Source organism: Anaerocolumna sp. MB42-C2, assembly GCF_030913705.1.
Lineage (GTDB): Bacteria > Bacillota > Clostridia > Lachnospirales > Lachnospiraceae > Anaerocolumna.
Window position 1 is genome coordinate 5,298,221 of the sequence record NZ_CP133190.1, and the last position, 13,416, is coordinate 5,311,636.

Here is a 13,416-nt window from a genome sequence, read left to right on the forward strand (position 1 = left end):
TAGAAAGAAGGAGTATATGTATGATAGATACTTATAAAGAACAATATTTAGAGGGCATCCTTACATTATGGAACCAAAGTGCAGTGAAAACAGGCTACAAAAAAATGGATACCCGGTCTTTAAGACAAATCATTTTGGATAACCCTTATTTTGATCCCAAGCTTGCCCTGGTGGAAACCGAGGATGGTAAGGTTACAGGTTTTGCCTGCGGTTGTATGGGGGAGGATCTGCCCTTAGGGAAAACCAGCGGTTATATTACCTGTGTAATTCTGGATGAGGAGCATGAAGATGCAGTCCATTATCAATTATTACTTAGCAGAATTGAGGAAACTTTCGCAGGTGCTGGGAAAACCCAGTCGGAGGTCCTGTTTTTTAATCCTATGAAACTTCCCTGGTATATTAAAGGAACTAATCGCCACGAACATAACAATGCTCCGGGAGTTTTTAAATCCAGCAGGTTTTATAAGGAACTGTTTCATAATGGTTATACGGAGAGGACCACCGAACATGCCATGTATCTGAATTTAGAACAGTTTCACATACCGGATACGATTATAGAGAAAGAAAAAAGGATTCAGGCAGACGGATATGAAGTTACCCTGTTTGATAAAACGATACATTATCAGGTCAAAGAGATGTTAGATACACTTAATAATCCACTATGGGAAGAGGAAATAATAAAGTGTACCAAAGAGAATATTCCGGTACTGGTAGCTGCCAGAAACAATAAGGTTATCGGGTTTGCAGGTCCGGTTATTAAACAGGAGAATCATAGAGGGTATTTTACCGGTATCGGAGTAATAAAAGAAGAGGAAGGGCATGGACTTGGTACGATTCTTTTTTATAAACTTTGTGAGGAAGAGAAAAAGGCCGGGGCTTCTTATATGTCTTTATTTACCGGCGCCGATAATAAAGCCGGTAAAATATATGAGCAGGCCGGGTTTAAGGTAGTAGAAAAATTTGCGGTAATGCGGAAATTCTTATAGAAAAGGCTGGTGAAAATTATGAGTGAAGAGAAGTTAACAATTTTAGCGGTAGGCGGCCATATTGGTGATATGGAACTTACGGCGGGAATGGCATTAGCCAAACATGCACTGGAGGGGGCCAGAATTATCACACTGGCACTTACGGCAGGTGAAAAAGGTGCACCGGCCGGCAGGGATATTAAGGAATACCGGGAGCAGAAAGTAAGGGAAGCGAAAACTTTTGCCCAGATGCTGGGAGGAGAAGCAATTGTATTTGATTATCCGGACGGAGAACTGCCGGACAATGAGGAAGTTCGTTTTAAAGTGTGTGATGTAATCAGGAAATATAAGCCGAATATCCTAATTACCCACTATAAGAGTTCGATGCATAAGGATCACAATAATACCCACAAAATCGTTACGGATGCCCGTTTTTATGCTTCTTTACCCGGATTCTTAAGAGAAGATTCCCCATTTTTTGCCGGACGTTTTTATTATGCGGAGAATTGGGAGGATGCCGTTTCTTTTACTCCTTACCTTTATGTGGATACAACGGAAGGGTATGAACTATGGAAAAAAGCCGTAGCAACCCATTGGTTTGTCACAGGAAGCACTTCTTTTCCCTATCTGGAATATTACGACCACTTAAGCCGGGTAAGAGGGATTGAAGCGAGAAAAGGAAGGGCGGAGTGTTTTATGATTCCGGAGGAAACGTATCGGGTTATTAAGGAAGGATTATAAGATGAAACCTATGACACTAAGAGAAAAAATCGGGCATATGATTATGACCGGTTTTAATTCTGAGGAAGTTACACCCGAGATCCTACAGCTGATTGATGAATATAAAGTATCTAACATTATATTATTCTCTTATAATCTAAATAACCGGAAGCAAATAGCTGAGTTGTGCCGGGAACTAAATAACCGGATATGTCTTAGTACGGGATATCCTGGAATGATTGCCACAGATCAGGAGGGCGGTGTGGTTACCCGTCTTCCCGAAGAATCACCCTGTATTCCCGGGGCTATGCTAATCGGTGCAACCGGTAAGAAAGAATATGCATATGAAGCGGGAAAAATAACGGGAGCAGAGTTAAAAGCATTGGGTATCAATATGGATCTTGCACCTGTCCTGGATATTAACTCAAATCCCGGGAATCCGGTTATCGGTGCACGTGCTTATTCCGGGGATGGTAAAACAGTTAAAGAATACGGAGTGGCAATGATGAGAGGCCTTTTAGAGAAAGGAGTTGCGGCTACAGCCAAACATTTTCCGGGGCACGGAGATACGTCGGTAGATTCCCATCTGGGACTTCCCGTAGTGGAAAAAGGACTGGAAGAATTGATGGAACAGGAACTGATTCCCTTTCAAAGTGCTATAAAAAACGGCATTCCCTGTATTATGACTTCACATATCCTGTTTCCAAAGTTAGAGGAGAAAAAACTACCGGCCACTATGTCAAAATCTATATTGACCGGCCTTCTGCGGGATAAATTAGGGTTTCAGGGAGTTATTATTACGGACTGTCTGGAGATGGGGGCCATTAAGGATAATTACAAAACGACAGAGGGCGCTGTGAAAGCGGTTAAGGCAGGAGCAGAACTTCTCTGTATTTCCCACACACCTGAATTAGTTATAAAAGCGATAGAGAAAATAGAAGAAGCAGTCCTTAGCGGTGAGATCCCTATGGAGCAAATTGACCGGGCGGTGGATGATATCCTTAAGTTAAAAGAGAAATATCAGATTGAAGCAAACAATGGGAAATCGAAGAATGCGATCAGGAAAGATGAGAATACGAAGGATGCGAAACAGATCATAAAGGAAATAGCGTTATCCGGTATAACCTGGCTTTCAGATGCAAAATTACCGGAGATTACACCTGACACAATCTTTCTTGGCAGCTTTGCTTACCGCTCGACTTTAGCCAGCAGTATTGCAGATTCCGGATTACATTTTGCAAAATATATGGCAGAGAAGATGAATTGCAGCTATCTTAATGTATCCATTAATCCTGATATAGATGAGAGAACCCGTATCCTGCAGGAAGTAAAAGGTTATTCCAGGGTTGTATATGGTTTATATAACGGTCATTTAAATAAAGGGCAGATAGAACTTGCCAATGAAATCAGTCGATCCGGGCAGAAAATTCTTGGGATAACCTTAAGAAACCCATATGATCTGGCATTTTTAGATAAGGCTATCTTAAAAATGGCGGCTTATGAGTACAATACTACCGTATTTGATGCCTTGGTTAAAATACTGAAAAAACAAGAAGAACCACGTGGAAAACTTCCGGTAGAATTAACTAAAGTATAGTGAAAAAGGCCATCCTGCGGGATTTATATTCATAAACCGGCTGTTATAAAAATATACACAGGAAGGAAGTTAAATATGAAGAATTATGTTATCGGAATGGACGGTGGAGGAACCAGGACGTCCGTTTTGATTGCGGATTTCAAGCAAAACTTGTTGGATAGTTTTGTAAAAGGTACTATCAATTACAACGGGAGCAGTAAAATCCAGGTAGATGCTAATCTGGAAGATATATTTAAATCGGTGGAGGAAAACGGTTATCCAAAAGAGAAATGTAAGGCAATCTGCATCGGTGCTGCCGGTGTCAGCAATCCTGTTGTTAAAGAAAATATCCTGGGATTCATTAAAAAGATGGGCTTCTTATGTCCGGTTAGGCTTGTAGGGGACCATGAGGCAGCATTTAACGGTGCCCTAAAAGATTCTTTTGGTATCATCTTAATCTCCGGAACCGGTTCAATCTGTTATGGACAGGACCATAATGGGGTCTCTTACCGAACCGGGGGTTTTGGTCATTTGATTGACGATACCGGCAGCGGTTATGCAATCGGCAGGGATATATTAAAAGCCGTAGTTATGGCCTACGACGGAAGACGAGAAGCAACTCTGCTTACGGAGCTTATTTTTAACCGGCTAAAGATAGATAATATTAACCAGCTGGTATCCTATGTATATAAACAGGAACGCAGTAAAAAAGACATTGCCGGGCTGTCGATTCTGATTGAAGAAGCTTGTGAAAGAAAAGATAAATGCGCGCTGGAAATTGTGGACAGGAACGTAAATGATTTGGTGGACTTAGTTACTCCGGTTGCAAAGCAGATGAAGGGGGAAATACCTCTTGCTGTTTCAGGCAGCGTCTTGTTAAAAAATCAGTATATTTACAATAGATTAAAAGAAATGTTATATCAACACAATCCAAAGATAACCGTATTCCAGTCTAAAAGAAATGCTGCTATAGGTGCAGTGACGCTGGCCTTAAAACATATCGGGGCAGAGACAATAGAAAGACCTTAGAGAAAGGATTTGGGGTAATAGGTATGAGTAATAAAAAACAATTGACTAGTCAAGTTACTACCGGAATTGATAACACAGAGGTTTGGATAAAGGTACTTAATGGAAAACGGGTCGGGCTGGTAACCAATCCTACCGGTGTAAATCAAAACATGAGAAGTACCATTGATATTCTAAAGGAAAATAGTAATCTGGTTCGTCTTTATTCCCCAGAACATGGCGTTCGGGGAGATCGGCAGGCAGGCGAGAAAGTAGAGGAATACATAGATGACAAATCCGGTGTTCCGGTTTATTCCCTGTACGGAAAAAATAAAAAACCGCCTAAAGAATATCTGGAAGATGTTGATATTCTTGCCTTTGATATACAGGACGTGGGTTCCAGACTTTATACTTATATTTCAACGATGTCTTATTGCATGCAAAGCTGTGCAAAATACGGCAAGACATTTTTAGTTTTTGACAGGCCAAACCCCATAGGAGGAGAAACGGTAGAGGGAAATCTGATTAAGGAAGGATTTGCCTCTTTTGTTGGTTTACACCCGATTCCTTACCGTTATGGACTTACGATAGGAGAATTGGCATTGCTGTTTCAGAATGAATTTGAGATCAACTGCGATCTGGTGGTAATTCCTATGAAAGGCTGGGAAAGAAAGATGTTTTATGAAGATACTGGGCTTATCTGGGTAAGTCCGTCGCCTAATATGCCTACAGTTGATACCGCTTTTGTCTATAACGGCACCTGTCTATTTGAGGGTACGAATATCTCGGAGGGAAGAGGGACAACGAAACCCTTTGAACTGGTGGGTGCTCCCTGGCTTCCGGCGGATGGACTGGCTGAATTAATGAATGAAAAAAATCTCACCGGAGTTATATTCCGCGGGGTTTATTTTACGCCTGCTTTTTCTAAGCATGAAGGGGTTCTGTGCAAGGGAGTACAGCTGCACATAACAAACAGGCAAAGTTTCTGTCCCGTAAAAACAGGAATTTATCTGTTAGAGGCAGTAATGGAGTTATCGGGTAAGGAATTTGCATTTACAAAAAGCTATACAGAGAAAGGAAAACCTATGATTGATTATAATACCGGAAGTGATTATATAAGAAGACATAAAATTAATCCGGAGCTGGTGTATCAGGAGTGGTGCAGGGAAGCGGAAGAATTTGCATATAGAAAGAAAAAATATCATTTATATTAAAGCCAAATTATTCCGAATCAGACCCGTTATGGGTGGCCAGATAGCTGCCCTCCAATCTGGATTCTACATTGTTATAATCCCTGTTGGCAATTGCGGTAAATAAGATATCAGTTAAGATCAGCTGGGCAATACGGGAGCTCATGGCACCGCTCCTCTTATAAATTTCGGGAGAACTGGTAAATAATACATAATCAGATGATAGAGCCAGATGGCTTTTACCATATCTGGTAACAGCAATGGTGACTGCTTCTTTTTTCCTGGCAATGTCCAGGGCGTCGATAATTTCTCTGGTTTCACCTGTATTGGAGAAGAATATGGCCACATCGTCCCCGGTCATAGTAGAGGCATAGGTCAGACTGATGTGCGTATCATGGGTGTAGGTTGCATTATATCCAATACGCAGAAGCTTATAATAGAAGTCATCTGCTACAAGTCCGGAGGCGCCTACCCCGAATATACGGATGGATTTTGCACCGATCATCACGTCCACAATTTTGGCAAGCATAGTCTCATCAAAGAGCTTAAGAGTGGATTCAATTGCCTGGATGCTGCTAAAGCAGACATTTTCCGCCATAGAAATATAGGTGGAATGTTCCTTAATATCTGTAAACTGAAGTTGAGGGGATGAATTTTCACCCTCCGAAATGACACCGTTCAGCTCGGCGAAAATGGATTTCTTAAGGTCTTTCATACCGTCAAAACCAATGGTTTTACAAAAACGTACCCAGGCACCCTGGCTTGTCCCGGATTGATCCGCCAGTTTCGCAAGAGGATAACGGAAGATGTTTTCTATGTCTTTTAGAATATAATCAGCAACCATTTTCTCTGTATTATTCAATTGTGCATACATGTTTTGGATACGTATTTCGACGGTAGTCATAGGATTCACCTCTTAAGTTTATTACAATAATTATATAATAAATCAAGCGGGTTGACAATAAGGTTTCCTTTTTTTCAGGAGAAAAACCGGCCGAAAAAATTCAGTGGTTCAGTTAGCAATCAAAATCTTATGAAAAGAGAATTAATCATAGAAAGGGAATGAAACATGGAAAGGAAAACAATACAATACCTTACAATGGACATCGGGGGTACTTATATTAAGTATGGCATCATGGACAGCAATTTTAAGGAAATAAGTTCAAATACCGTAGCTACAAGAAAAGATCCGGATCTGTTCTTAAATCAGCTTTTTCATATTGCCGCGGAACAGCTTCCCGATATAGCAGGAATTGCAATCAGCATAGGAGGATTTATTAATCCGGATACCGGGGCTAATGTGGATTACAGTGTGGGAGAAAATTTCAGAAAATATAATCTGATGGAAAAATTACAGGAATATACCGGTTTGCCGGTGGGAATAGAAAATGACAGCAACTGTGCTGCACTTGCGGAGCTGCACCTGGGGGCCGGTAAGGAATGCAGCGATTTTTGTATGATTACCCTGGGCACAGGGATCGGGGGAGCTGTCATTCATAAACGTGAATTAATCAGGGGCAGAAATTTTAAGGCCGGGGAATTTGGATTTACCAGAATCGGAAGATTAAGGGGGAAAGATGGATATATCTATCATGGAGCCTCAGCAACTTCTTCTTTGGTAAAAAAGGTATCAGAAGCCCTGAAAAAAGAAGTTAACGGAGAATACATATTCGCTCATCTTAAGGATGAGGTGGTTTGGAAGATCTATGAGGAATGGGCGGAAGACCTGACTATGGTAGTTGGTAATGCAGCAGTCTGTATGGACACGGAAAAGGTAATAATCGGCGGAGGAATCAGTGCACAGAAGTTCTTTATACAGGATTTAAGAAAACGGGTCTATGATAGGTTCAAACCTCTTTCGGATTATACTAAAATCGAAGCAGCGGTTTTAGGCAACAACGCAGGTAAAATCGGAGCATTAATAGAATTTCTGAAAAGAAAGGAAGGAAAGGTGATAAGATATGAGTGAGGGAATTAAAATCGTAACCATTGGGGGAGGTTCCAGTTATACTCCGGAATTAGTGGAGGGCTTTATTAAAAGGTATGATAAATTGCCGGTGCGGGAATTATGGCTGGTGGACATAAAAGAGGGTCAGCATAAGTTGGAAATTGTAGGTAACCTGGCAAAACGTATGGTGGATAAAGCAGGTGTACCAATGAAGATTTATACGACACTGAATCGCAGGGAAGCCTTAGTGAATGCCGATTTTGTAACGACTCAATTACGGGTGGGGTTATTGGAGGCAAGAATCAAAGATGAGAGAATTCCCTTAAGTTATGGCATGTTTGGACAGGAAACCAATGGTGCCGGAGGGTTGTTTAAGGGTCTGCGCACCATTCCGGTGTTGTTAGACATCTGCAAAGATATGGATGAGTTATGTAAAGATGCATGGCTGATTAATTTTACCAATCCGGTGGGTATGGTTATGGAAGCAATCAATCGGTACTCCTCCAGAAAAAAAGTCATTGGTCTGTGTAATGTGCCGATTGACACCCATAAAGCAATTGCCAGAATCCTTGAAAAACCCGTGGAGGAAGTTTTTGCAACTTTTGGAGGATTAAACCATATGGTTTATGTAACAGGGGTATCCGTTGATGGCAATAATGTTATGGATAAGGTGATTGAAAAGTGGGGCAGACAAAGTGTAAAGAATATTAAAGGGATTGAATGGGAGCCTGGATTCTTAAAAGAACTTGGTGTGATTCCCTGTTCCTATCACAGGTATTATTATATGGCGAAGGAATATCTGGAAGAAGCGATAGAAAATTACAAACAGCATGGTACCAGGGCGGAAAAGGTAAAAAAGATTGAAGAGGAATTATTTGAAATATATAAAGACGAAAACCTGGCTGAAAAACCAAAACAGCTGGAGCAGCGGGGCGGGGCTTATTACAGCGATGCAGCCTGTAACCTGATTAGTTCGATTTATAATGATACCAGGGATATTCAGGTAGTAAATACTGTGAACCGTGGGGCTCTCACAGTACTGGAATATGATGAAATCGCTGAAATCAGCTGTATGATAACAAAGGATGGGCCCATTCCCATATCGGTGGGAAAACTGCCTAAAGCGGTAAATGGTCTAATACAGCAGATTAAATCGTTTGAAGTAGCAGGCAGTGAAGCAGCCGTTACCGGTGATTATAATAAAGCTTTGCTGGCGATGATGATTAATCCTCTTGTAGGTTCACAGTCGTATGCCATAAAGGTTCTGGATGAATTATTGAAAGCACATGAAAAGTACTTACCAAGGTTTTTCGCTCATGATACAATTCACAGAGCATAATTTTTGAATTAATATATAATAGGTATTTTCTTTGCCTTTAGTGTATGGGCTGACTTGTATTTTATCTGCTTTTACAATAAACTATTTTAGCTTGCCAGATTTATCTATTTGATTTACAATAATATTCGTCGCAAATAAAGGTAAATATTATACGAGGTAGACGATGAAGAGATGGTTTCAACTAGATAAGAAAGCGGATAAAGAGATAATTTCGCTTGCATGGCCTTCAATAACCGAGCAGATACTTGAGATGATGGTAGGAATGGTTTCCACAATTTTTATGGGAAGAATAGGTATTTATGCTGTTGCAGCCGTAGGTATGGTAAATATGCTGATGGGATTTTTACAGACAGTTTTCTCAGGTTTATCCATAGGGACGACAGTTATTATAGCCAGGGTCACTGGGGAAGGGCATAACGAAGATGCAAAAAGAGCATTAATTCAATCAGGATATATGGCAATTATAGTTGGTGTATTCATAGCGGTGATAGGCAGGATAATCTCTTTGCCGTTGCTGGGTTTATTTTTTGGCAAAGCAGAACCGGAAGTGTTTACAGCAGGAATCAGTTATCTCAATATCATACTGATTAATCTGCCTTTTCTTGTGCTTGATATCATTGTTTCGGGAGCTATGAGAGGAGCAGGAGATACAAAAACTCCGATGATAATTACAGGCGGAGTTAATATATTAAATATTATATTGAATACGGTATTGATATTTGGTGTACCTGCTTTACATATTCCTGCATTTGGCATAGTGGGTTCCGCTGCGGCAGTAACGGTTTCCAGAATCATAGGAGTGACTGTCAGAGTTTTGGTTTTATATAATTTTAAAGGTCTTAAGCTGAATCTAAGCCTAAAGGATGATTATAGGATTCGGGTAGATATGATTAAACGGATCATTAATATAGGCATCCCCGGGTTCATTGAGCAGGCTGTTATGCAGGGTGGTTTCCTGGTACTTCAGATCGTAATAGTGCCGTTGGGAACAGTAGCTATGGCTGCGTATCAGATCGGTTTAAATATAAATGCACTGGCTTTCTTCCCTATCTTTGGTTTTGCAATAGCTAACACAACGCTTGTCGGGCAAAGCCTCGGAGAAGGAAATCATGAAAAAGCGGAAACCTATTCTCATGAGAGCTTAAAGATAGCAATGTTAGTGGCTTTTGTAATTGGTATTCTTATGATTATTTTCTCAAAACTTCTTGCGGGTTTATATTCCACGGATTCACTGGTTATAAAGGAAGCCATCGGCATAGTCTGTACCTTCGGAGTGATAGAGCCGCTTCTGGCGGTATTGAATGTATGCTCGGCAACACTGAAAGCTGCCGGAGACATTAAGTATGTTATGGTTACTTCTTTTGTAGGGTTATGGACTTTCCGGGTTTTTCTGTCTTTTTTACTTATAAATCTATTGGGATTAGGTCTGACTGCGGTTATGATAGGTATCTTCTTTGACTTCAGTTCAAGATCTGCCATGTATCTGATCAGAGTGAAGAGCGGTAAGTGGAAACTACTTACAGTGTAAAACGAAAAGATAAAATTCTGATTGCTAATACAGGGAAAAAAGTCTAAGATAATGAATTCTTTTTATTGGCTTTTAATACTGGTAAGAGACCAAAGCCGGAGATTACTGCCACTTTATAGCCAGAAGCCTACAGGGCGGTATCTATATGCCACTGAAAGGAGCTGAAAACGCTCCTTTTTTCTTGGAATTTACCAGAATGATTTTTTTGCTTTCTTTGCTTTTTATGAACTATTCGTCATAATATGACATAAATTGATAATACGAATAGAAAAACGCGAGGAGGCAGGTTATGCTAAAAGAAAAATTCCTGACTATAATGACAAATACCGCATATGATTACATGAATCAAAATCCTGAGAAAAGAATGCTCAAACTGGTTGATTTAATAGATAAATTAGATAAAAAAAATGTTCTGAAAGCGCAGTGCAAGGTATTTCGCGAAATCATCAAGGACAAGGACAGTAACTGGTATAAATATATAATTAGTATATGGGAGGATATTGATTCTGAAATAAGAAAAGTCTTCTTCCGCAATTTTATATGTAATGCTACGTTATTTTCCAGTAAGAATCATAATAAACTTAAAAGGAAATATGAATGTAATATCCCTTTTGCAATATTGATGGATCCTACCTCAGCCTGCAATTTAAACTGTTTAGGGTGCTGGGCGGCGCAATACGGCAGTAATCAATCTATGAGCATAAAAACACTGGATAATATCATAGTACAAGGTAAGGAGTTGGGTATACATTTTTATGCTTATTCAGGCGGAGAACCGCTTATACGTAAAGACGATATCATCAAACTCTGTGATAAACATAAAGATTGTATTTTTACCGCATTTACTAACGGAACACTGATAGATGAAGCATTTACGGATGAAATGCAGCGTGTTAAAAACTTTATACCGGCAATAAGTATAGAGGGTTTTGAAGATGAGACGGATGCTAGACGGGGAAAAGGAACTTATAAAGCAGTTACGGCGGCTATGGAACTATTAAAAAAGAAGAAATTAGCTTTCGGCGCATCATGCTGTTATACCTGCAAAAATACGGAAGTTATAGGCAGTGAAGCATTTATCGATGACCTGATAGCCAAAGGGGCAAAGTTTGTTTGGTTTTTTACTTATATTCCTGTTGGAGCGGATGCTGTACCGGAGCTGATAGTTACTGCCAACCAGCGTGAATTAATGTATCGACAGATTAATAATTTCCGTAAGACGAAACCGATCTTTTGTATGGATTTCTGGAATGACGGGGAATATGCGGGAGGCTGTGTTGCCGGCGGACGCAGATATCTGCATATTAATTCGGCCGGAGATATAGAACCCTGTGCTTTTATCCACTATTCCGATTCCAATATTTACAATAAATCAATCCTGGATGCGCTTCAGGGACCACTGTTTATTCAATATTATAAAAATCAACCGTTTAACTGCAATCATCTGCGTCCGTGTCCGCTGCTTGATAATCCGCAGCGTCTGGTTGAGATGGTAGAAAAATCCGGGGCTAAATCAACGGATCTGCTGCATCCGGAAAATGTAAAGGAATTGACACAAAGATGTGAGGAAATAGCCAATCAATGGGCCGTAGCCGCAGATCGTTTATGGGCCTGTACTCATACCGATTATCATTGCGATTATTGCAAGAACGGAAAAGATAAGACTGCCGGAAAGAAATTCACATAATTATGAATAGTTTATAACACAGAAGACAGAGTCCAATCGAAGTTTCAACAGGTTTTTAAGTTTGTATGAATGAATTAATAATCGAAAAATAGTATCATGAAAGAATAACAATAAGAATAACAATAAAGAATATCAATAAATAATAACTATAAAGAATAACAGGTAAAAAATACAATAAAAAAATATTAATAAATAGTAAAGAATAGCATATTACAATTTGTGTGGTATGTTATTCTTTTTATGTAAACCGGTTTTTCTGTTTCTGATACCCAGGAGAGTTACAATCGGACAGTTTAATAAAAATAATGGATAGCGCTAAAGAAAAAGTGTGGTAAAATAATGATGATAAAGAGCAGGAGGTTTGAGACATGATTAAATGGATAGTTTTAGATATGGACGGTACACTTTTAAATGAAATAGATCAGATTACAGAACGGACAAGGAGTTGTTTGCTACGTTGCCAGAAGAGGGGCATTCGGATTATATTAGCCAGCGGACGGAGTTATACGCGTCTGCTCCCTTATACGCGGCAGCTGCAGATGAAAGAACATAATGGTTACTTAATTGAAGTAAACGGAATGGCAACATATGATCTGGCCACAGAAGAAAGACTGGTAATACGGCAGCTTCAGGAAGAAGATATACAGGCTTTGTTTGCATTTGGGCAAAGTACGGAGGTAGAAGTGCAATGCTTTGAGGATCGGGCAATTTATTATTGGATACCGGAATGGCAAAGAATAGAGAAAGAAAAAGAACGGATCTTACGTGGTCTTCCAAAAGATTATCCAAGTCTTGGCGGAGCATGGACCTGGATCACGGATATAACCGATGGTTATCCACTGCAGAAACAGATACAGTCGGTGGAAGAAATACCAAAGAAATTAAATAAAATTAATTGCGTGGCGGACCCTAAAACAAATCAAAGAGTGTACAACAGGCTGAAAGAACAGTATGATGAAGATTACGAAATAGTAAGAACCTGTCCAAGGCTGATTGAGATTTCTCCAAAGGGAATTACCAAAGGTCAGACTTTAAAATGTCTAATGAATAAGTTTGATATTAAGTATGATGAAGTATTGGTATTTGGAGATGGTGAGAATGATGTCGATATGTTTCGCCAGGTAAAATACAGCGTTGCAATGGATAATGCGGAAGATTTTATAAAAGAACAGGCTTATACCGTTACGAAAAGCAACAAAGAGGAGGGTGTGGCACTGATTCTGGAAAAATTATTGGATGAGATGGGGCAGGAGAATAATATATTGCCGACAAAAAATAAAGCCAGATAGAGACGTGAAGTTCGGTATAAAAAATTTGTAAGCCCAAAAATACTCCTCAATTGTAAAATAACTTTCCCTTTCGGACGGGAAAGTTAGGTACAAATATTTGAAAATAGCATAGAGAAATTCGTGTTTCAAAAGGCAGGGCGCAGTCCCTGCCTTTCGTGATATACTGAAC

The 13,416-nt window shown here is 39.8% G+C and carries 11 protein-coding genes; 10 read left to right on the forward strand and 1 reads right to left on the reverse strand.

Features of this window, described 5'->3' with window-relative positions; all coding sequences use genetic code 11:
* Positions 1-20: 20 nt before the first annotated feature.
* From RBU59_RS23375 to RBU59_RS23395, 5 genes are all read left to right on the forward strand, one after another.
* Positions 21-986, forward strand: coding sequence for a GNAT family N-acetyltransferase (locus RBU59_RS23375; protein WP_308144880.1), 966 nt, complete (start codon positions 21-23; stop codon positions 984-986).
* 18 nt (positions 987-1,004) lie between these two features.
* Complete coding sequence (locus RBU59_RS23380) at positions 1,005-1,706, forward strand: PIG-L deacetylase family protein (RefSeq protein WP_308144881.1); 702 nt, start codon at positions 1,005-1,007, stop codon at positions 1,704-1,706.
* Between the two features lies 1 nt (position 1,707).
* On the forward strand, positions 1,708-3,282 hold the full coding sequence (nagZ, locus tag RBU59_RS23385; RefSeq protein ID WP_308144882.1) for a beta-N-acetylhexosaminidase: 1,575 nt from the start codon (positions 1,708-1,710) through the stop codon (positions 3,280-3,282).
* 75 nt (positions 3,283-3,357) lie between these two features.
* On the forward strand, positions 3,358-4,290 hold the full coding sequence (locus RBU59_RS23390; RefSeq protein WP_308144883.1) for an N-acetylglucosamine kinase: 933 nt from the start codon (positions 3,358-3,360) through the stop codon (positions 4,288-4,290).
* 23 nt (positions 4,291-4,313) lie between these two features.
* Positions 4,314-5,480 carry an exo-beta-N-acetylmuramidase NamZ family protein gene (locus RBU59_RS23395; protein WP_308144884.1) on the forward strand — a complete coding sequence of 389 codons (1,167 nt, stop codon included), beginning with the start codon at positions 4,314-4,316 and terminating at the stop codon, positions 5,478-5,480.
* A gap of 7 nt (positions 5,481-5,487) precedes the next feature.
* Here RBU59_RS23395 and RBU59_RS23400 read toward each other — a convergent pair whose 3' ends face one another.
* On the reverse strand, positions 5,488-6,360 hold the full coding sequence (locus RBU59_RS23400; protein ID WP_308144885.1) for a MurR/RpiR family transcriptional regulator: 873 nt from the start codon (positions 6,358-6,360) through the stop codon (positions 5,488-5,490).
* 165 nt (positions 6,361-6,525) lie between these two features.
* On the opposite strand from RBU59_RS23400, the gene RBU59_RS23405 reads away from it, so the two are divergent.
* From RBU59_RS23405 to RBU59_RS23425, 5 genes are all read left to right on the forward strand, one after another.
* Positions 6,526-7,425, forward strand: coding sequence for an ROK family protein (locus tag RBU59_RS23405; RefSeq protein ID WP_308144886.1), 900 nt, complete (start codon positions 6,526-6,528; stop codon positions 7,423-7,425).
* Complete coding sequence (locus RBU59_RS23410) at positions 7,418-8,743, forward strand: 6-phospho-beta-glucosidase (protein WP_308144887.1); 1,326 nt, start codon at positions 7,418-7,420, stop codon at positions 8,741-8,743. Before RBU59_RS23405 ends, RBU59_RS23410 begins: the two co-directional genes overlap by 8 nt.
* A gap of 163 nt (positions 8,744-8,906) precedes the next feature.
* Positions 8,907-10,271 (forward strand): MATE family efflux transporter, encoded by a 1,365-nt coding sequence (locus RBU59_RS23415; protein ID WP_308144888.1) that lies wholly within the window; start codon positions 8,907-8,909, stop codon positions 10,269-10,271.
* A 289-nt stretch (positions 10,272-10,560) separates the two neighbouring features.
* Positions 10,561-11,958 (forward strand): radical SAM protein, encoded by a 1,398-nt coding sequence (locus tag RBU59_RS23420; protein WP_308144889.1) that lies wholly within the window; start codon positions 10,561-10,563, stop codon positions 11,956-11,958.
* A gap of 368 nt (positions 11,959-12,326) precedes the next feature.
* Positions 12,327-13,247: a Cof-type HAD-IIB family hydrolase gene (locus tag RBU59_RS23425; protein WP_308144890.1), complete on the forward strand. Its 921-nt coding sequence runs from the start codon at positions 12,327-12,329 to the stop codon at positions 13,245-13,247.
* The last annotated feature ends 169 nt before the right edge of the window (positions 13,248-13,416 follow it).